The organism is Corynebacterium suranareeae, from assembly GCF_002355155.1.
Taxonomy (GTDB): Bacteria; Actinomycetota; Actinomycetes; order Mycobacteriales; family Mycobacteriaceae; genus Corynebacterium; species Corynebacterium suranareeae.
The window spans coordinates 278,820-298,210 of record NZ_AP017369.1 but is presented as its reverse complement, the minus strand read 5'-3'; the positions used below and the strand labels follow the sequence as shown (position 1 = coordinate 298,210).

16 protein-coding genes are annotated in these 19,391 nt (G+C 53.1%); 9 read left to right on the top strand and 7 right to left on the bottom strand.

From position 1 onward, the window contains the following. Nucleotides 1-4 precede the first annotated feature (4 nt). From N24_RS01440 to iolC, 3 genes are read right to left on the bottom strand one after another with little or no spacing between them, the layout of a single operon-like run. Nucleotides 5-1,519: a CoA-acylating methylmalonate-semialdehyde dehydrogenase gene (locus N24_RS01440; protein ID WP_096453686.1), complete on the bottom strand. Its 1,515-nt coding sequence runs from the start codon at nt 1,517-1,519 to the stop codon at nt 5-7. 14 nt (nt 1,520-1,533) lie between these two features. Beyond that, nucleotides 1,534-2,457 (bottom strand): class I fructose-bisphosphate aldolase, encoded by a 924-nt coding sequence (locus N24_RS01435; RefSeq protein WP_456297777.1) that lies wholly within the window; start codon nt 2,455-2,457, stop codon nt 1,534-1,536. 1 nt (nt 2,458) lies between these two features. Beyond that, nucleotides 2,459-3,415 (bottom strand): 5-dehydro-2-deoxygluconokinase, encoded by a 957-nt coding sequence (gene iolC / locus N24_RS01430; protein WP_096453684.1) that lies wholly within the window; start codon nt 3,413-3,415, stop codon nt 2,459-2,461. A gap of 442 nt (nt 3,416-3,857) precedes the next feature. Here iolC and iolR point away from each other — a divergent pair, with 442 nt between their 5' ends. Continuing rightward, nucleotides 3,858-4,619, top strand: coding sequence for a GntR family transcriptional regulator IolR (iolR, locus tag N24_RS01425; protein ID WP_096453682.1), 762 nt, complete (start codon nt 3,858-3,860; stop codon nt 4,617-4,619). A gap of 568 nt (nt 4,620-5,187) precedes the next feature. Here the strand turns inward: iolR and N24_RS01415 are convergent. Then, the gene (locus N24_RS01415; protein WP_096453678.1) at nt 5,188-6,123 is read right to left on the bottom strand and encodes a PrsW family intramembrane metalloprotease; all 936 of its coding nucleotides are present in this window, start codon (nt 6,121-6,123) and stop codon (nt 5,188-5,190) included. Further along, nucleotides 6,120-6,863, bottom strand: a complete 744-nt coding sequence (locus tag N24_RS01410; protein WP_096453675.1) for a hypothetical protein — start codon at nt 6,861-6,863, stop codon at nt 6,120-6,122. The genes N24_RS01415 and N24_RS01410 overlap by 4 nt, the downstream gene beginning before the upstream one ends. An 89-nt stretch (nt 6,864-6,952) precedes the next feature. Here N24_RS01410 and N24_RS01405 point away from each other — a divergent pair, with 89 nt between their 5' ends. Continuing rightward, on the top strand, nt 6,953-8,881 hold the full coding sequence (locus N24_RS01405) for a M13 family metallopeptidase (RefSeq protein WP_096453673.1): 1,929 nt from the start codon (nt 6,953-6,955) through the stop codon (nt 8,879-8,881). Here N24_RS01405 and N24_RS01400 read toward each other — a convergent pair. Together N24_RS01400 and N24_RS01395 are read right to left on the bottom strand one after the other, a co-directional pair. Continuing rightward, entirely contained in the window at nt 8,867-10,576 is a 1,710-nt protein-coding gene (locus tag N24_RS01400) for an ABC transporter ATP-binding protein (protein ID WP_096453671.1), read from the bottom strand. The genes N24_RS01405 and N24_RS01400 overlap by 15 nt on opposite strands. Continuing rightward, the gene (locus N24_RS01395) at nt 10,573-12,150 is read right to left on the bottom strand and encodes an ABC transporter transmembrane domain-containing protein (RefSeq protein WP_096453669.1); all 1,578 of its coding nucleotides are present in this window, start codon (nt 12,148-12,150) and stop codon (nt 10,573-10,575) included. Before N24_RS01395 ends, N24_RS01400 begins: the two co-directional genes overlap by 4 nt. An 844-nt stretch (nt 12,151-12,994) precedes the next feature. Between N24_RS01395 and N24_RS01390 the strand changes: the two genes are divergently transcribed. The 7 genes from N24_RS01390 (at nt 12,995) to N24_RS01360 (ending at nt 19,365) form a co-directional block, all read left to right on the top strand. After that, entirely contained in the window at nt 12,995-13,453 is a 459-nt protein-coding gene (locus N24_RS01390; RefSeq protein ID WP_231910814.1) for a YybH family protein, read from the top strand. A gap of 45 nt (nt 13,454-13,498) precedes the next feature. Next, on the top strand, nt 13,499-14,329 hold the full coding sequence (locus tag N24_RS01385; RefSeq protein ID WP_096453665.1) for a helix-turn-helix domain-containing protein: 831 nt from the start codon (nt 13,499-13,501) through the stop codon (nt 14,327-14,329). Between the two features lie 132 nt (nt 14,330-14,461). Beyond that, the gene (locus tag N24_RS01380; RefSeq protein ID WP_096453663.1) at nt 14,462-15,514 is read left to right on the top strand and encodes an iron-siderophore ABC transporter substrate-binding protein; all 1,053 of its coding nucleotides are present in this window, start codon (nt 14,462-14,464) and stop codon (nt 15,512-15,514) included. After that, nucleotides 15,511-16,425, top strand: a complete 915-nt coding sequence (locus tag N24_RS01375; RefSeq protein ID WP_096453661.1) for a siderophore-interacting protein — start codon at nt 15,511-15,513, stop codon at nt 16,423-16,425. Before N24_RS01380 ends, N24_RS01375 begins: the two co-directional genes overlap by 4 nt. Beyond that, on the top strand, nt 16,422-17,471 hold the full coding sequence (locus N24_RS01370; protein WP_096453659.1) for a FecCD family ABC transporter permease: 1,050 nt from the start codon (nt 16,422-16,424) through the stop codon (nt 17,469-17,471). The genes N24_RS01375 and N24_RS01370 overlap by 4 nt, the downstream gene beginning before the upstream one ends. Beyond that, nucleotides 17,468-18,529, top strand: a complete 1,062-nt coding sequence (locus N24_RS01365; RefSeq protein WP_231910809.1) for a FecCD family ABC transporter permease — start codon at nt 17,468-17,470, stop codon at nt 18,527-18,529. The genes N24_RS01370 and N24_RS01365 overlap by 4 nt, the downstream gene beginning before the upstream one ends. Then, complete coding sequence (locus tag N24_RS01360) at nt 18,526-19,365, top strand: ABC transporter ATP-binding protein (protein ID WP_096453657.1); 840 nt, start codon at nt 18,526-18,528, stop codon at nt 19,363-19,365. The genes N24_RS01365 and N24_RS01360 overlap by 4 nt, the downstream gene beginning before the upstream one ends. Nucleotides 19,366-19,391 lie beyond the last annotated feature (26 nt).

Genomic DNA, 19,391 nt, shown 5'->3' with positions numbered 1-19,391 from the left:
CCTTTTAGTTGTTCTGTGGGAAACCGAGGTTAATGCCACCGTGGGTTGCTGGGTCGAGCCAACGGCTTGTAACAGCCTTTTCCCTGGTGAAGAAATCGAATCCGTGGGTGCCGTATGCCTTGGCGTCGCCGAAGAGGGAGTTTTTCCAACCACCGAAAGAGTGGTACGCAACCGGTACTGGGATGGGCACGTTGATGCCGATCATGCCGACTTCGATTTCGTTCTGGAAGCGGCGTGCCGCACCACCATCGTTGGTAAAGATTGCGGTTCCGTTGCCAAACTCACCGGAGTTGATCAGTTCAATTGCCTCATCGAAGGAGGAGACACGAACGACAGAGAGGACCGGGCCGAAGATTTCTTCGGTGTAGGCACGGGAGGTGAGGGGGATGTCGTCGATAAGCGTAGGGCCGAAGAAGAAGCCTTCCTCGTGCCCGTCTACGGAGCAGTTGCGCCCGTCTACGATGATTTTTGCACCGTCGGCCTCTGCGATGTCGACATAGGAAGCGACCTTGTCGCGGTGGACGTCGGTGATCAGTGGGCCCATGTGTGGCTCGCCCTGCTCGTCGCCGGCACCGTTGCCGATGCGCAGGGTATCGATGCGCTCCTTGACCTTCTCGATCAGCTCATCAGCCACAGAATCAATGGCCAGCACAACAGAAACCGCCATGCAACGCTCACCAGCAGCGCCGTAACCTGCGTTGATTGCCTGATCAGCAACCAGATCCAGGTCAGCATCTGGCAGCACCAGCATGTGGTTCTTCGCACCGCCCAAAGCCTGGACGCGCTTGCCGTTCTTCGCTGCGGTCTCGTAGATGTACTGTGCAATCGGGGTGGAGCCCACGAAAGAAATCGCGGAGACATCTGGGCTATTTAGCAAACCATCAACAGCGAGCTTGTCGCCCTGGAGCACGTTGAATACACCATCTGGAAGTCCAGCTTCCTTCCAAATCTGAGCCATCCACAACGCTGCAGAAGGATCCTTCTCAGAAGGCTTCAAAATAACTGCGTTACCTGCAGCGATTGCGATTGGGAAAAACCACATCGGCACCATCGCAGGGAAATTGAACGGGCTGATGATGCCGACAACGCCCAGTGGCTGCTTCAAGGAATACACATCAATTCCGGTGGAGACGTTCTCATTGAACGCGCCTTTAAGCAGGTGTGGGAAACCGGTTGCCAGCTCCACTACTTCCTGACCGCGCAGGATTTCACCCATCGCATCAGATAGCACCTTGCCGTGCTCGGAAGTGATGATTTCTGCCAGCTCACCCTTGCGAGCATTGAGCAGCTCACGGAAATTGAAGATAACAGCCTGACGCTTAGCGATTGAAAGATTCGCCCACGCCTTGGCAGCCTTGGTGGCAGAAGCGATGGTGGCATCAATTTCTTCCTGGCTTGCCAGCGCAACATTGGCGGTGACCTGGCCTGTTGCTGGGTTGTACACCGGAGCAGTCTTACCGGAAGAAGATGGGGAGATTGCGCCGTCGATCCAGTGCGAGATGATTTGTGGTTCAGACATGTGTGAAAAATTCCTTAAATGCTCTGCGAAGTGAATTGTTGAATATCTGTGTGAACAAGTCGCGCTGCAGTATCAACAGCAGCAGCAACATCACCGTCGTGCGGGTAAAGCAAGGTGCGGCCAACAGTTAGGCCACGAACACCCGGCAAGGTCAGTGCGTGCTCCCAAGAAGCGAAAGTGGCATCTGGATCATTTCCGCCATCGCCGCCCAACAAGAGGGTGGGCATGGTGGTGGATTCCATAACACGTTCCATCTCTTCCACCACGGGCAGCTTCATCCAGGTGTAGGAGGAATCATTTCCTAGACCAGCAGCAATGGCGACTGATTGGATAACCGCATCAGCAGAAAGATCGTTGACTACCTTGCCGTTTACCCAGTTGCTCATGAACGGCTCGAGCATGATGGGCAGCTGCGCTGCGGCGGCCTCATTAACTGCATGGGCGGTGGCTTCCAACGTTGGTGCCGTACCGGCATCACTTAAGTTGATGCGCACCAGGGTTTTTGCAAAGTCAACGCCACGATCCACCATGGATGCCACGTTGTATCCGGTGTAACGATCATCCATTTCAAACGTTGCGCCACGCAGTCCACCGCGGTTCATGGAGCCAACCACGATCTTGTCGTCGAGGAGTCCGAGCGCCGCCAGATCATCAATGATGTCTGGAGTTCCCAGCACACCATCCACACCGGGGTGGGACAAAGCGATAGCCATGCGCTCTAGCAGTTCATAGCGGTTAGCCATGGCGGTTTCATTATCGCCAACAGCTAGTGCACCACGTGCTGGGTGATCGGCGGCCACGATGAACAGCTTGCCGTCCTCGCCAAGCAGTTCACGCTTACGGCGCTGCTTGAAGCGTTCCGCAACCATGGTGGGTTCAGCCGCACGCATCCGTCTTAGGGCTTCAAAGCTCTCTGGGGAGATAATCGGAGGAGTCATATCAGACTTTCTGGTTGAGGGAGGCTTCCACCTCATCGGTAGTAGGCATTGCGGTAGAGCATTCAAGACGGGAGGCAACAAGCGCACCCGCGGTGTTGGCAAAACGGAGAACCTTTTCCAGCGGCCATTCAGACAGCAGACCGTGGCACAAAGCACCACCGAATGCATCGCCAGCACCAAGGCCATTGACTACGTCTACGAAAAACGGTGGAACTTCAACGGTTTCGTCCTTGGTCATCGCCAGCACACCCTTAGGTCCTTGCTTCACGATGGCCAACTCCACACCACGTTCCAGCAGTGCTCGACCAGCGCGCTCTGGCTCGGTCTCACCCACTGCGATTTCGCATTCTTCCTTGTTGCCAACCGCCACGGTGGAATGCTGCAACGCCCATTCCGCCTGCAAGGTCGCTTCTTCTGGGGTCTTCCAGAACATTGGCCTGTAGTCCAAATCAAAGATGGTGTGGCGACGGTTTGCACGAGTAGACAAAATTTCACGGTGCGTGCCACGGCTCGGCTCTTCGCTGAAACCAGTAAGTGTGAACCACAAAATATTGGCCTCACGCACATCATCGAGGCTGACGTCTGCGGATTCAATATTTAGATCTGGAGCCTTTGGCTCACGGTAGAAGTACAGTGGGAAATCATCTGGTGGGAAAATTTCACAAAATGTCACTGGAGTCTTAAATGTTGGATCAGTGGCAACGTACTGGTTATCCACACCCAGGCGATCCACTTCAGCCAAAAGGTACTCGCCGAATGGGTCATCTCCCACGCGAGACAACAGCGCAGAATTATGTCCGTGTCGGGCTGCAGCGACTGAAACGTTCGCAGCGCTTCCGCCCAAGTACTTGCCAAAAGATTGAACATCGGCCAGGCCTACTCCGCTTTGCAGCGGGTAAATATCTACGCCCAAGCGGCCGATAGCTAGGACTTCGTGAGTGCTCGTCAAGTTAGTCATGTGGCGATGCAACCCTTCACTCATTTTCGATGGAATGTGGCGACCCTCACGATCGCATGTAATGACAATAGCACATTGTCCTGACAAAGCAACGGTTTCATAAAAATTTCTCTTGACCGATTCACTAGATAGCGCAAAAGCCCAGCTTAAAGCCCCTAAAAAGCATTGCTTTTCGACGAAAACCCCCACCGCTTCGGCGCGACAATGACTGACAAAGCTAACAAAGTCACCCCATACTGCCTGCATTTTTTAAGATTCTGCAGGAATTTCACTACGCATTTCCCGAAGGAAGTGATAATGTCTGATCAATAAAAGCTCTGGATGACACAAAAGTCCTGCGTGAGCACGGACAGAACATGACCACAGCCCGCAATTCAGTTACATTGTTCAAATGTCCTAACACATTTACATGAGCTTGTAGGACGGGAAAGAAGGAGACACCATGACCACCGAAGCTCCCGTTTGGCCCGCCGAACTCTTCGAAGACCTAGACCGAAACGGACCAATCCCCCTCTACTTCCAAGTAGCCCAACGCCTAGAAGACGGCATTAGAAGCGGCGTACTACCCCCCGGGGCTCGTCTCGAAAACGAAATCGCCGTAGCGAAACACCTCAATGTATCCCGCCCCACCGTGCGACGCGCCATTCAAGAAGTAGTAGACAAAGGCCTCCTTGTCCGCCGCCGCGGAGTTGGAACCCAAGTCGTACAAAGCCACGTCACCAGGCCTGTCGAACTCACCAGTTTCTACAACGACCTCAAAAACGCCAACCTAGATCCCAAAACCAAAGTTCTAGAACACCGCCTACTCGCAGCAAGCTCCGCAATCGCAGAAAAACTAGGTGTGTCCGCAGGAGACGAAGTCCTCCTCATCCGCCGCCTCCGCTCCACCGGCGACATCCCCGTAGCAATCCTGGAAAACTACCTCCCACCAGCATTCAACGACGTTACCCTCGAGGAACTAGAGCAAGGCGGACTCTACGACGCCCTCCGCAACCGTGGCGTTGTACTAAAAATCGCAAACCAAAAAATCGGTGCCCGCCGAGCAGTTGGTGAAGAAAGCACCCTCCTAGACATCGAAGACGGTGGCCCCCTCCTTACCGTCGAACGCGTAGCACTTGATAACTCCGGCCAAGTAATCGAACTGGGCAGCCACTGCTACAGGCCAGACATGTACAACTTCGAAACCACCCTAGTGGCGCGCTAATCCGGGCCTCCTGGTTTGACGTTCTCGCCTCGGGACCAGACACAGATGCCCCACATTCGACTTTTTGAGGGTCTTGGACACCGTGGTCTGACTCGCACCAAACATACGTGCCAAGAATTCGGGTTTTCACGAATCCTTGGCATCACTATCCGATTTGGGGCGAGGTAAACCAAACATACGTGCCAAAATTTCGGGATTTCGAGATTCCTTGTCACCCATGTTTGGCCTGGCGTGGGTGGTCGAAATTTTGGTGGCTGACCTCAAAAATCTTAAGGCTCCAGAATCGCTTTTAAGGGCTTTTCAAGGCCCTACCCATACCAATGCTTATCACAGATTTTCGACGCCTTAAAACACCTTTGAGCGTGTCGGTCACTAAAGTGCGATTCCTTAAGTTCGATACCGCACCTCCGATACCTCAAGCTCAATTTCTTAACACCGATTTCAGTCGTATTTCCACCCAAACCGACTGGTATCGAATGTGCGAAATTGAGGATAAGGAATTGGAAACGCGAAATCGAAAGGGTGAAATCGCAGTTAAGGTCTCGAACTTAAACGCGCCACCAAACTTCTAAGAGGTTTCGCTCTTTTCCACCAGCTCAGGTTTGCGTGCAGGTGTTTCCACAAGCGCTAAGTCTTTTGTATTGGTGATAATCCCTGGAGCAAATGCATAGCTGGAATCATCGCGAGCTTCGGCCCAATTACTCCAGAATATGTAGATGGCCAGGCCATACATGATCACGCTGACCACCACGATGTTAATGATGGATGCGATGTCATCTTCCCACAGCAGGTTCCATGCAAAGTGCAGTGCGAAGGCGATGAGTGTCCATCCGATGGCTACTCCCCATCGCCAGGCAATTGTTTTACGCGCACGGAAAAATGCTAATGCGATGCCATATCCTGCAAATCCGGTGAGCAGTGTGTGGATGAAAGGGCCCAGAAGTGTGCGGTATTGCCACATCATGAGCACACCTTCGATGTCTGAGTTGGGATCCATCATCGCACCGGTGGCGCCGTAGAGGATGTTTTCGTTGACTTCAAAACCTAAGCCCACCAGGGTGCCGGTGATAAAACCATGCCAGGGGCGGTTGAGTTGGCGGAAGCTTAACAAGATGATGGCAACGCCTAGTGCTTTGGCGATTTCTTCTGGGTATGCGCCACCAAAGCTCATGGAAACGAAGTCCCAATTGAGTTTGTCGGTGATGGATAGGATTGGTCCGGCTAGCAGCATGATTAGCCCAAAGCTGACAAATGCACCCCACCATAGGGAGGCCACTGCCCATTTCAACCCGGCGCGTTTCGTGGCTCCTGGGGTTTTGAAGTTGGGCCATAGCGGAGTTCTGCTTAAGGCGAAAAGTACCACTGCCATGTAGATCACGGCGAAGACAAAGCTTAAGACACTGGAGAGTGGATCAACGAACACGAAAGTGGCAAAGCTGAAAATTACTGCGGGTATGGCAAGAAGGAGGGCAACCCACAAGGTGATGCTAAAGAGGCGACTCATAGGTTTTCTCCTTCAGGGTTGGGAAAGGCTGAGCCGGGGGTGAATAGTTCTGGGTATTGATCGAGGAAATCCTGTGGCAGCTCGAAGGGGAGATCTCCGTCTGGGGTGCCTGCCCATGGGTCTTCTTCTAACGTCAGGGGGAATTCCTGCTGGTAGGGCAAGCCGCGTTCGGTGGCCATGCTGGACCAAATATGGGTGCTGTAGTAGTCCAAAGAGTTGCCGTTAACAATTGCAATCGCTGTCATGCCTTCGTAGTCTCCGGTGCCTTGCACGCTTAAAGCCACGATGGGAAGCGTCCACCATTCGCCGGATTGTTGCGCCGGCACATAAAGAGCGTGGGCGCGGCCGTCTTCGCTGGATACAGCCTCGAGGTTTTCATCCACATCTGTAAACAGTGTTGCATCGATCATTCGGCGGAGGGTGTTCGAGGGGTCTTTGACTCCTTCCACCATCAAGGTGACCACGGTGGTATCGCCGTTGCAGCTCCAAAACTTTTGTGTGATTTCATCTGAGGTTTCTTCGCACAGCACCGCTGCGGATTCCTCCGTTGTAATTGGCACTGACCAATCCACACCCAGAAGGTCGATTTCTAGCTGTTTATAATCATTGCCTTTATCTGGAATCACCAGGTTGATCAGCGTTGGTAGCAGCAACAATACGGCAGCTACGCCGACAATTGACCACCACAGGCTGCCCCGTCCTTGGGGTTTCAGCTGGTACTTGCCCTCTATTCCACTCACACTGACAGGCTACCTGCTGGGGTGGGCATCCTTCCTACCCTGTTACCTGTCGCAACCCTAAAGGTGATAAATCCCCTAGAGTAGGCCACATGAAAGATCTTTATCGTTTTGTCAATGGTCCGTGGCTTGACACCCACATCATTCCGGATGATCGCGCAGTGGATGGCACGTTCCATAAGTTGCGTGATGATGCTGAAGAAGACGTCCATGCAATCGTGAAGGAGGATTCTGGGCGTGCCGGTATTCTTTATGCCTCATTCATGGATACGGATACCATCAATGCCGCAGGTGTTGCTCCACTTGATGCAGATTTAGACAGGCTATCTGTTGCTAATTCTTCACTGTTTGCAGCGGCACTCGGTGAGCTTGACCGCGAGGGTGTTGGCGCGCCGGTGGGATTCTGGGTGGAAAAGGATTCCTCCTCGAATGATGCTGTCGCCTACCTCATCCAGTCTGGTCTTGGACTTCCCGATGAGGCGTATTACCGCGAGGAAGCCCACGCTGAAACCTTGGCGGCGTACCAGGAACACGTTGAGCGCATGCTCGGTTTCCTTGATGGCAGTCGCCTTTTCGGGCTCGATGCTGCCACTGCTGCTGCACGCATCGTTGCGCTTGAAACTGATATCGCTGCAGGTCACTGGGATGTTGTAAAAACTCGCGACGCCGTGGCCACGTACAACCCCACCGAGCTGGGCACGCTTCCACCAAAGGTCCGCATCTTGGTGAGCTCTGCGGGCCTGCCGGATCAGCGCCTGGTCTCGATGATGCCGTCATACCTCGACCACCTCAACGGTTTGCTTGTCGACGACCGCCTCCCCGATTGGCAGCTCTGGGCAACGTGGCACGTCTTAAGGTCTAGGGCAGGACTGTTGACGGAGGAAATTAGCCAGGCCAACTTCGATTTCTATGGCACCAAACTATCTGGCGCAACTGAGCAAAAAGACCGCTGGAAGCGTGCTGTCGGTTTGGCAGAGCGCATGGTGGGCGAGGAAATCGGGCAACGATTCGTCGAAAAGCATTTTCCTGCAAGCTCAAAGGAGCACATGCTTGAGCTTGTCGATTACCTGGTTGCCGCCTACCGTGATCGCATCTCCAATTTGGAATGGATGACGCCGGCCACCCGCGAGCGCGCGCTGGAGAAGCTGGCCAAGTTTAATGCAAAAATTGGCTACCCAGACAAGTGGCGTTCCTATGAGGGCCTCGAGTTTGGCTCTGATTTGGTGGATAACGTGCGCAAGGGATCTGCGTTCCTGCACAATTATGAGTTGGGTAAAATCGGCAAACCTGCGGATCGCGACGAATGGGTAACCACCCCACAAACCGTCAACGCGTTCTACAACCCAGTGGTCAATGACATCACCTTCCCCGCTGCCATTTTGCGCGCGCCATTTTTCGATCCGGAGGCGGACGCTGCGGAAAACTTTGGTGCCATCGGTGCTGTGATCGGCCATGAAATTGGCCATGGTTTTGATGATCAAGGCAGCCAATATGACGGCGATGGCAACTTGAATTCCTGGTGGACCGATGAGGATCGCTCCGCATTCGAGCAGCTCACTTCACGCCTGGTCACCCAATTCAACGGCCTTGTTCCTTCTGTGTTGACTGCCGAAGGCATTGAAACTGACGGCGTCAACGGTGAGTTTACTTTGGGTGAAAACATCGGTGACCTGGGCGGACTGGGTATCGCTGTGGTGGCCTATGAAAAGTACCTTGCTGATAAGGGACTGACTTTCGCTACCTCACCAGTGCTGCCTTTTGAAGCCACCGACGCAGATCCAGCATTAGCTGAGCAGGAATACAACGGTTTGCAGCGCCTCTTCTTGGCATGGGCTCGTGTGTGGCGCACCGCCATCCGACCACAAATGGCCGTGCAGTACTTGGCGATTGACCCACACTCCCCCGCTGAATTCCGCTGCAATGTTATTGCTGGAAACGTCGCTGAATTCTACGAAGCCTTCGATGTTCCAGAAGACGCCCCGGTGTACATCAAGCCAGAAGAGCGCCTAGCTATCTGGTAAAAGTCCTGGTTGTGCCCCTGAGCGCTGTGATGAACGCTGTGTCCAAGCCTCCCACAATGTGGAATAGGCTTGGCCAGCTTCTATAAGTGATTCATGGGAACCAATCTCAATGATTTTTCCCTGATCTAGCAGCACCACAAGATCGGCATCACGAGCTTGGGTGAGCCGGTGTGCCACAATCACCGATGTTCTGCCCTTGACCACCACGGATACAGCCGAATCGAGATTGTGATCCGTGCCGGCATGGGCGGTGGCTTCATCCAAAATGACAACCGACGGGTTGGCAAGCAGCACGCGGGCTAAAGCAATTTGTTGAATGCGGGACTCATCTAAACGGTTGTCATTATCCAACCCGTAGTCATAAATCCACGAGGCCCCAACCGCATCCATTGCCTCCAACAATGTGTGGTCATCAGCACTCGGGGCTGCAAGGCGGAGATTATCTGCAATGCTGCCGGTGAACTGATGGATTTCTTGGGTCACCAACATTACTGAATCAACCGCCGACGCGTCTTTACCGCCAACGCAAACGCGGCCTTTGTCAGGATGAAGAAACCCTGCAATTAGCCGAGCCATTGTTGATTTTCCAGATCCCGATGCACCGACCAACACAACGCGACTACCAGCAGGAATGTTCAAGGAAACATCATCTACACCATGATGTACTCGCCCAGGGTAGGTGTGCGTGACGTTGATAAGTTTGATATCGGCACCCTCCACAGGTTGACGTTCCGGTGGAATATCAACTTGAAGAACACCAAATAACCTGGACAAACCCACTTCGGCGCGTTGAAGATCATCAATACTTGCAAGCAAGGTGGTGATCGGTGCAAAGAATCGGTGGAAGAACAACACACCTGCGGTTACCGCTCCGATTGTGAGTACGGCCGAGTCCACTCGCCAAAAACCCACTCCCAAAATTAGGGATATCCCTAAAAATTCTGCAAATGCCAAACCGCCGTTAAACACATTTCGTACTTTGGTGACTTTTCGGCCGATTTCCACAGACGCCAAACTGCGCTTAGCAATCAAATCCAAACGCTGTCGTTCACGACCATGAGCTCGGACAGTATCCGCGCCGGTGACTGTCTCAATCAAACTTTGCCCACGAGCAGTGTTCATGCGCTGTTGCCGGAAATACAACGGACGCGATCGACTCAGAAACCAGCGCCCAAAAATAATCTGCACAGGAACAACAAGAACCGCAGCTAACGCCAGCCAAGGATCCAACACTGCAAACCCGAATGCCGTCACGATCAGCGTAAAAACCGATTGCACAACCCTCGGTATCACTCCTGTCACCGAAGACGTCACCGATTCCACATCACCTGTCACACGCGTAACCACATCCGATGTACCAGAATTTTCCACCTGATCCGCCTCCAGCCGCACGGCCGTGGCAAAGACATCTTCACGCAACGTGGCCAGCGCTTCTTGCAGCGTGCGCACCAAAATCCGCCCACCCCACAACGTCAACAGCGCAGCCACCGTACCCGCGCCAGCAATGGCAACGACGGTTTCCAACAACTGATCTTGCTTATCGACGATGCGACCCAACAAAGCAGGCACCACCAAACCAGTCGCGGATCCAGCCGTAATCAGCACCGTCACAGCCACTAACGTGGCTGCCTGTGGCTGAAGTAGGACCTTTACCTCTTTCCAGGTTTGTTTCGCCCCGGCTTCTGGAAGCCTCATAGTTCCACCACCTCATCACACGCTTCTAGAAGTAAACGATCAGACGTAATCACAACCACTGCCTGATTCTTTGAATGCACCAGCTCAGATATCCCCGATGCCACATCCCTAGCAGTCACAGGATCTAGGGCTGTGGTGGGTTCATCGAGGACAAGTACCTGATCAGCATTTGTGTGCATCGCTCTGGCCAGCAGCACACGTTGACGCTGGCCACCAGATAACCGGTGGCCTCCCTCGCCGATTAGCTCCTCGACGCTGCCGAGGTGGTCAATGACATCATCAAGCGCGGTGGCGGCGGTGATTGCTGGGTGGAGGGTGGCGTCGATAAGCAAATTATCTTTAAGCGTTCCGGAAAATAAGGTGGCATCGTGCGGCGGGGCGATGACGTGCTGGCGCCAGAGCTGTGGGCCTAAAACGCGCGCGTCAATGCCGTTGAGGCTTAGTTCACCGGGTTGCGGAGCGACTGTGAACGCTAATTGTTGGCTGATTGTTCGCGCCATGGCGGCATCAGCGACGCGAATGCCTAAAAGTTTTCCCGGCGTTGCTTCAAGGGTGCGCCAGCGCAGGACTGGTGGGCTGGTTGAAGTGGTGGGAGAAGTGCCATCTGGCAGCAAAAAATCCTCAGAAAGAAAATCTCTCAGACGTTTTGCCGAGGCCCGCTTATATGACCAATTCGCCCCAAACGTGCCGATATGCGCCAACGCGTTTTTCAGATACTGCGCCAACCCAATCACGGTCACCAACTCACCTGCGCTTATATCTCCGCGCATGGTCAACCACCCAGCGGCAAACACCAACACCGCCAAATACAGCAAGGAAACGATCTCACTGACCGCATCATAAAGACGCAACGCCACCGCAGAATCCACCGCCGTATTCCTAGAATGCTCACTTGCCTTGCGATAACGCTTCGTGATCTCCCCCTCCGCACGCAACCCCTGAATGATGCGCAACCCCTCCATCGCATCAGTCGCAATATCACTAGCCGCAGCAACCGCCGCCTGTTCTGTACGACCACGCGAAAACATTGGACGCGACAACCACTGCATCACCACCAACACCACCACAGCCCCAACAAGCACACCAATGCCCAACGGAACTGAAATAAGCAGCAACGCCACCGACGCAGTAATCAACCCCGCAACCGTGGACAATTGCTGCACAATGCTCCACGCCACACCCGCGACCTGGTACGTATCATTCGTCGCAATGGACAACACCTCCCCCGTTGCGTGCCGTTTATGCAGCCTCGGATGCAGCACTCTTCCCACAGCTAACTGACGTAAATCATGTTCACCATGCCCATACACACGCACCATCCCCAACGAGGAACGCTGCTGCGCAATGGACTTTATGGCAAACACCACCGCGAGGATGCACAACCACTGCACCAATGCGCTTAAATCAAGAGGAATCAAAGCTCGGTCAATGATTTGGCCAGTAAGAATCGGAATGGCAGCCGCACCCATACTGCTGATAATCAGCCCAAATGTGCACGCCGCCAACCGCCAAGCCCGACCATCCCTGGTGAGCGCGATACGCAACATCTGCGAAGTAGTGACAATTTCTTGCATACCCACTAACGCTACGAAGTTCGAACGCTTGCAGGCAGACGACTATTTTCGTGCAACGGACAGTGTTTTGGGATGGTTGGGGTGGTTGAGCGCTTTGGGCGTAGGAGGCGATTTAAGGGGTCGAATTTTGTCGAATGAGGTTAAGTGTGGTCGAGGCTTTGTTGGGCGTTTAAAAGCGATTCTAGAAGGGGTCAGTTTTGGGACTATTGGGGCAGATGTGAAATCTGAAAGATTGCGTAAAGGTTCCAGGGCAAGGATTCACCATCTTGAAAGGGGTAAGGCTGAAAAATGGTGAATTGGCACGTTTTCCAGGGCCAAAAGCGTTAGGATTCACCATGATTTGTGGGGGTCCGCTAAAAAATGGTGAATCCTAACCACCCTCCCTAACCCGTGGTCAATGTCCCTACTTTCTAGGGCTTAGCGGCTTTGGTCCAGAAAACGGCTTCAGAAAGGGCACTTTAAGGGGTCGGGAGTCAGATTTTCGACAACACCGAAAGGCTAAGGCACGATCAAGTCCGAACTAGTCATAAAGCCAACGTGCAAGCGATACAATTTACGCTGCGCTATTCTGCCGGTTTCATATCTATCGCACTAGACACAAACTAGAAGTGTCTTAAGAATCAGTTTTGGAACGAGGATGCGCTTTTTAAGTAAAAGAAAGGTAAGCTAGATCCTACTGAGCAGGCATCACCTGCAAATCAAAAGAAATTCGGGTTCCGGTCTTCAGACCGGGGCCGTTTTTCATTTGTTGATGTACACAACCGTGCCCAGGCTGGTTATAGCATTACCGGTAGCACCTAAAGAAACTCCTCTAAAAGATATTCCTCCCAAAAATACTGGAGCCGTGCCCGTGAATTCTCCCGAGTCAGTTGCCATGAGTTTTGCCAATGCATGGAATAACGCAGATGCTGATGCATTGACTGCAGTGTTTAAAAACGACGCCGATTTTGTCAACGTGGTGGGTTTTTGGTGGCACGGACACCGCCAAATCCGTCACAACCACGCGATTGGTTTTCGGGATATGTTCCCCGATACAGAAATGGTGTTTGAGAAAACTAAAACCCGAATGCTCAGCAATGATCAAGTAGCTGTTGTCCACGCCCGGTGGAAGATGACTGGACAGATAACGCCAGATCAACAACAGCGTGGTGGAACCCGGCGCGGTGTGCTGACTTTTGTGTGCGAAAAACAGGCCGATGATTCGTGGTTGGCAGTTTCTGCACACAACACAGATATTATCGACGGCATGCAAACCCACCTCGCCAGTGAGGACGGTATAACCCCGGTGCATTACACACGTTAAATTTTTTGCTAAGGTTCCCCTTACTAATAGAAAAAGGGGAATCAGATGGATGACGCACAAGATACTCACCCTCACGTGTGTGACCAGGTAGTTCCCGATGATTACTTGCTCACCTGCACGGTCATGCGCTACACGTATGTTACCGACGAGCATCGCTGCGGCCCAGATCCGCACATTCATCCGGAACATCTTGTGGTCTGGCCGGAATATGGTTCTGGCAGTGTGGACATCGATGGCGAAATCTGGCGCGTCGCCCTTGGCCAGGGCATCTGGATTCCGGCGGGCACACCACACGCAATCACCCGCGATCCGGGCAATCCGCTGATCGCACTGCATATCCTGCCCTCGGCCTGGAATAAGCTTATCGACGCCCCCACCATGATGGTGGTCAACCGCGCGCTTCGGGAGATGCTGCTCTATCTCGCTTTTACGGGCATGCATAAAGAGCGGCGCCTGCGCGCCCAAGTCGTCTGCCTGGAGCTTCTTGCTGAAGACACCTACCCAGTGGTCAAGGTCCCAGTCCCCAGAGACCCGCGCATCACCGGCATCATGCAGGCAATTATCGACGACCCCGCCGACGATCGCACCATCGAAGAATGGGCATGGCTTACTTCTACCAGCACCCGAACCATTGCCCGTGCTTTCAAAACTGAAACCGGCATGACTTTTACTCAGTGGCGTACCAACGTCCGGATGGCCAGTGCCGTTGAACTTCTAGGCGCTGGCGTGACAGTAACTCAAGTAACCCGCAAAGTGGGATATTCAAATGTCAGCGCATTCAGCACAGCGTTTAAAAGAACAACTGGACGACATCCCACTGACTTCATTCAGACTCCCAAAGTGAACCATAAGATCCGCACATCCATCCTGATCTAAGGCGCAGCCTTCAAATTGTCCGTTTCACGAAAACTATTGGCAGTCCCAAAGCTGGTCGCACTCCTATCGTGATTAAGTAAGGCTCTCCTTAGGGGGAGCCTCTATCCATCATGAGATCACAGGAGCTACATCATGCACGCTGTCCGACGGCGATCGTTCGCGGCCGCCCTACTTGTCACCTTATTGTTCGTTGCCGGTTGTACCGGGGCGAACTCGGCTGCACCGGAAACCGACACATCTGAAAACTCTTCTGGAGCATTCCCACTGTCAGTGTCGCATGCATTCGGCAAGACAGACATTCCGCAAAAGCCCGAGAAAGTGGTGACGATTGGGTGGATCGCTCACGATATCACCGCTGCATTGGGGGTTACGCCAGTGGCGGTGAGTTCAACATCATCAGATGCTGGAAACGGCTATTCACCTTGGTTCGAAGATCAAGTTGAAAACGAGAACAACGATGAACTTCCACTTATTCTCACCCAAACTTCTGATGGTCCAGATTATGAAGAAATCTTAGCGCTTGAACCAGACCTCATCTTCGCTCCCCACTCCGGTGTCACCGAAGTGCAGTACGAGCGGCTCAGCGAGATCGCGCCCACCGTCCCTTATGAACAAGAGGCATGGCTTTCTGGCACCTGGCAGCATGTCACTGAATTTGCTGGCACCGTGCTTGGCGAGTCCGAGCGGGCCGAACAGCTGATCAAAGACACTGAGCAAACTATCGCTGATGCTGCAGCTGAACACCCCAGGCTACAGGGCACAACAATCGCTTTTGGCGTGAACTTGTTTGAAGGTTCCGACCAACTGTCCTTTTATACTTCACCGGAGGATCCTCGTGTAGCACTCATCCACGATTTCGGTTTGGTAGACGCACCGGGTCTGTCTGAACTAGAGGCAGACGGATTCACCTCCAGCATTAGCCTAGAAAATCTCAATGACATCGACGCTGAGGTCTTTGTGGCGTGGGGTAAACCAGAACAATCACAACGCACCCTCGACAACCCGGTTGCTCAACGGTGGGCACCCATCGCTGAGGGACGTTACTACTTCACTGAAGATTCAGACATGACCATGGCGATGAGCGCTCCAAACGTACTCAGCATTCCATGGCTCATTGAAGAAGGCTTCCTTGATGATGTGGAAGAAGCACTTGATGGCGGCGCAGTGATTCGGAGTGCACCATGAGCAACAACACCTACTACCCAGGCCTACCCGATGATTATGAGCCACGAGTTCATCGCGCCATTGTCACCTCGGTAAGAAAGCTTGGGCAAGGCATGATCCGTATTACCCTCGGTGGCCCGGACATGCATGACTACCCCACAACGGGAATCGGTGATGAATACGTGCGATTATTCTTCCCCGACCACCCCGATGAACCAGTTCGTTTGCCCTTTGTCACAGATCGTGGCTGGGACTACGCCGAAGGTGTCGAACCATCACAAATGCGCACCTACACTGTGCGCAAACACCGCAGCGGAGAAATCGACGTTGATTTTGTTGAGCACGAAGGCGGTATAGCTTCTGCGTGGGCGCTCCAAGCACAGGAAGGTCAAGAACTTGGAATCAACCCGCCGAAGGAGATTTATTTACGCCCTGTAGGGGCGCGTCGACAAGTGCTTTTCGCCGATGAACCCGCGCTACCTGCAGCTCTTCGCATCGCTGAGCTGACTGCTTCCGAGATAGACACGGAACTCATCATTGAAGTCAGAGGAGCTGGCTACCAATTACTTGCCGATATCCCCGGTGTCTCCTACACCTGGCTACGCCGAACGGGCAACGGCCTTGCACCCAGCGGATTGGTGTCTGCATTAGAACGCACCGACATCGACGATGACACCTACGTATGGGTCGCAGCGGAAACACGCGTCACGCGACAAGCTCGGAAATATCTCCGCCATGAGCGAAAACTCTCCAGCGAAATGTATAAAACCATGGGTTATTGGACGGACAACGCGGAAGAATGGCGAGCACGGTATGAAGAACTTGGTGAAGAATTCCACGCTAAGCTTCGTGAACTGTGGGCTGATCAAGACCGCGACCCGGAAGAAATCACCGATGAAACGCAGCGACTCTATGAATCAGTAGGGCTATGACCTACGCTTTAAGCACTAAAGCTCCACAAGCTCCAGGTATTGCGCGTAATAATTCATCTCGTTTGGTCGGCCTGATCATTGCGTTGGTCGTTCTTGTTGTCATCGCTTTGATCAGCATTGCTGTTGGTTCCCGAGATATTTCACTCATGACAATCTGGAATGCGTTGTGGTCTTTTGATATCAACAATGATGAACATGTGATGATCCGCGAGCTTCGTCTCCCCAGGACGTTGGTTGCCATCATTGTCGGCCCAGCACTGGGGTTGTGTGGTGCACTCATCCAAGCGTTTACACGCAATCCGCTGGCAGACCCCGGAATCCTCGGCGTTAACGCTGGCGCATCCTTTGCTGTCACCGTTGGAGTTGGTGTTTTCGGTATCGGGACGGCATTGGGTTATATCTGGTTCGCTCTCATTGGTGCAGCCTTGATAACAATTCTGGTGTACATGTTGGGTTCCATCGGAGCTGGTGCAGCATCACCGGTGAAACTAACTCTCGCGGGTGTAGCTATTGGGGCTCTGCTGGGAGGAATGACCAGTGCAATTACCTTAGCCAACCGTAGTACCTTTGATGACCTGCGTTTTTGGGGAGTAGGGTCCGTTGCTGGACGGCAGCTCGATGTTGTTGTTGCCTTCACCCCATTCATTGTTATCGGCATCGTTATTGCCTTTGCTGCATCGCGCCAACTTAATGCCTTAGCGCTTGGTGATGAACTAGCTACCTCACTTGGTGTAAAAATCAATCACATCCGAGTCTGGGTCATCATCGCAGTAACCCTCTTAGCTGGCACCGCAACCGCACTGGCAGGCCCCATTGGGTTTGTCGGACTGATGGTGCCCCACGTCGTGCGCTGGTTCACCGGCCCCGACCAGCGTTGGATCATGGCATACACCACCATAGTGTCCGCGATTTTGCTGGTGGTATCCGATGTCATTGGAAGGATCATCCTTCCTAATGGAGAATTGCGCGTTGGCCTTGTCACCGCAATCGTGGGCGCACCTGTATTGATTATCCTTGCACGCAGAAAGTCGGTGAGTGGGCTGTGAGCACTGTTGTTGCAGAATCTGTTGACCACGGTTACCGCACTGTAAAACTCCGAGCTGGTCGTTTTTCCAACTGGTTCAGCGTACGCAGCATGATTGTATGTGCCGTTTTGCTGGCAGCGATCCTTGTTCTCGGGGTTGTGTCACTGGGATTGGGCACTTATAAGTTATCGCCATCAGATGTTCTCGAAGCACTGATCTACATAGATGCAGATCCCAGAGCCAGACTCACGGTATTCCAGTGGAGACTTCCCCGAACACTTTTTGCGATTGCATGCGGTATTGCGCTTGCACTATCGGGCGCTATTTTCCAATCTTTAACCCGCAATCCTCTTGGTTCACCAGATATTATCGGATTTTCCACCGGCTCATATACCGGGGCGATCTTTGTCATGCTGTTTTTCGGATCAACCCGCTACTTGGATATCGCTGGCGGATCACTCATCGGCGGCTGCATCACCGCCGCAGTGGTATATCTCCTTGCTATTCGACGTGGCACCGTTGGATCCTTCCGGTTAATCATCATGGGTATCGGTGTCGGTGCTTTACTTGGTTCTTTAAATTCCATGCTCATGCTGTCTGTCAGCGTGGATGAAGCCATGATGGCATCAGTATGGGCAGCAGGATCCCTCAATGGACTCAGCCATGAACAACTCTGGCCCATGGTTGCTGTGCTCTTAATATTCCTAGTTTTTGTCGCCCTAATTGCACCAGGCGTTCGGCAATTGGAGCTTGGCGACGACGCCTCCCGCGGGCTCGGAGTAAAGGCCAATGTCACACGCGCTGCTGCTGTGATCGTCGGTGTTGCTCTTACCGCTCTGGTAACTGCAGCTGCAGGACCAATTTCATTTATCGCACTGGCTTCCCCACAAATCGCCCGCCGTTTAGTCGGCGGCACCGGGCTGATCCTCGTGCCATCCGCACTGGTCGGTGCATTCGTCTTATTAGCTTCCGACGTAATAGCCCAACTAGTAGGATTCCCCGTCGGTGTCCTCACAGTGATCGTCGGCGGAGCCTACCTGATATGGCTGCTCATCAATGAATACAGGAGAAAAGGATGACCAAAACACACTCGCAGAATAATCCTGATTCTTTACTGAAAACCACTGCACCCATCATCCAGGTCGACGGCATACAAGTAGGTTATGACCGGCATATTATCTCCGATAATTTAAGCCTCTCCATTCCCGAACATGGATACACCGCCATCATCGGACCCAACGCTTGTGGTAAATCCACCTTATTACGTGCCGTAGCGAGAATTCTGAAATACAAAAATGGACACATTTTGCTCGACGGTACAGAAATTTCGACCATCCCAACGAAACAGCTGGCCACAAAGTTAGGGCTTCTACCGCAGTCTTCGCTTTCACCCGAAGGCATCCGAGTTGCAGATCTCATCGCTCGAGGCAGGCATCCCCACCAAGGCATATTTGATCGGTGGTCTGAAAAAGACGAACAAATAGTCGCCGAGGCTATGGCAGCCACCGGGATTTCCAGCCTATCCGGCAGGCTTGTCGACGAACTCTCCGGCGGTCAGCGGCAACGCGTATGGGTAGCCATGGTCCTTGCCCAACAAACCCCAGTGCTCCTACTCGACGAACCCACCAGCTTCCTAGACATCACGCACCAATACGGTCTTTTGGAGCTATTTGAAAAACTCCGACAAGACCTCAACCGCACCATCGTTGTAGTACTCCACGACCTCAATCAAGCAGCCCGCTACGCAACGCATCTCATTGTGATGAAAGACGGAGAAATCGTCACAGCAGGCCCACCATCCTCCATCATCACAGCTGAACTGATTGAAAAAGTCTACGATCTCCCCTGCCGAATTGTCCCCGACCCAGAAACCGGAACACCGATGGTGATCCCCAAAGCTAAAATCCCCCACTAAATCATTCTTGTGCTGGAGAGAATTGC

What these genes read in the sequence shown, in the direction of transcription:
- N24_RS01440 (WP_096453686.1), bottom strand. Translation starts at nt 1,519, where the DNA reads ATGTCTGAACCACAAATCATCTCGCACTGGATCGACGGCGCAATCTCC.
- N24_RS01435 (WP_456297777.1), bottom strand. Translation starts at nt 2,457, where the DNA reads ATGACTCCTCCGATTATCTCCCCAGAGAGCTTTGAAGCCCTAAGACGG.
- iolC (WP_096453684.1), bottom strand. Translation starts at nt 3,415, where the DNA reads ATGACTAACTTGACGAGCACTCACGAAGTCCTAGCTATCGGCCGCTTG.
- iolR (WP_096453682.1), top strand. Translation starts at nt 3,858, where the DNA reads ATGACCACCGAAGCTCCCGTTTGGCCCGCCGAACTCTTCGAAGACCTA.
- N24_RS01415 (WP_096453678.1), bottom strand. Translation starts at nt 6,123, where the DNA reads ATGAGTCGCCTCTTTAGCATCACCTTGTGGGTTGCCCTCCTTCTTGCC.
- N24_RS01405 (WP_096453673.1), top strand. Translation starts at nt 6,953, where the DNA reads ATGAAAGATCTTTATCGTTTTGTCAATGGTCCGTGGCTTGACACCCAC.
- N24_RS01400 (WP_096453671.1), bottom strand. Translation starts at nt 10,576, where the DNA reads ATGAGGCTTCCAGAAGCCGGGGCGAAACAAACCTGGAAAGAGGTAAAG.
- N24_RS01395 (WP_096453669.1), bottom strand. Translation starts at nt 12,150, where the DNA reads ATGCAAGAAATTGTCACTACTTCGCAGATGTTGCGTATCGCGCTCACC.
- N24_RS01385 (WP_096453665.1), top strand. Translation starts at nt 13,499, where the DNA reads ATGGATGACGCACAAGATACTCACCCTCACGTGTGTGACCAGGTAGTT.
- N24_RS01380 (WP_096453663.1), top strand. Translation starts at nt 14,462, where the DNA reads ATGCACGCTGTCCGACGGCGATCGTTCGCGGCCGCCCTACTTGTCACC.
- N24_RS01375 (WP_096453661.1), top strand. Translation starts at nt 15,511, where the DNA reads ATGAGCAACAACACCTACTACCCAGGCCTACCCGATGATTATGAGCCA.
- N24_RS01370 (WP_096453659.1), top strand. Translation starts at nt 16,422, where the DNA reads ATGACCTACGCTTTAAGCACTAAAGCTCCACAAGCTCCAGGTATTGCG.
- N24_RS01360 (WP_096453657.1), top strand. Translation starts at nt 18,526, where the DNA reads ATGACCAAAACACACTCGCAGAATAATCCTGATTCTTTACTGAAAACC.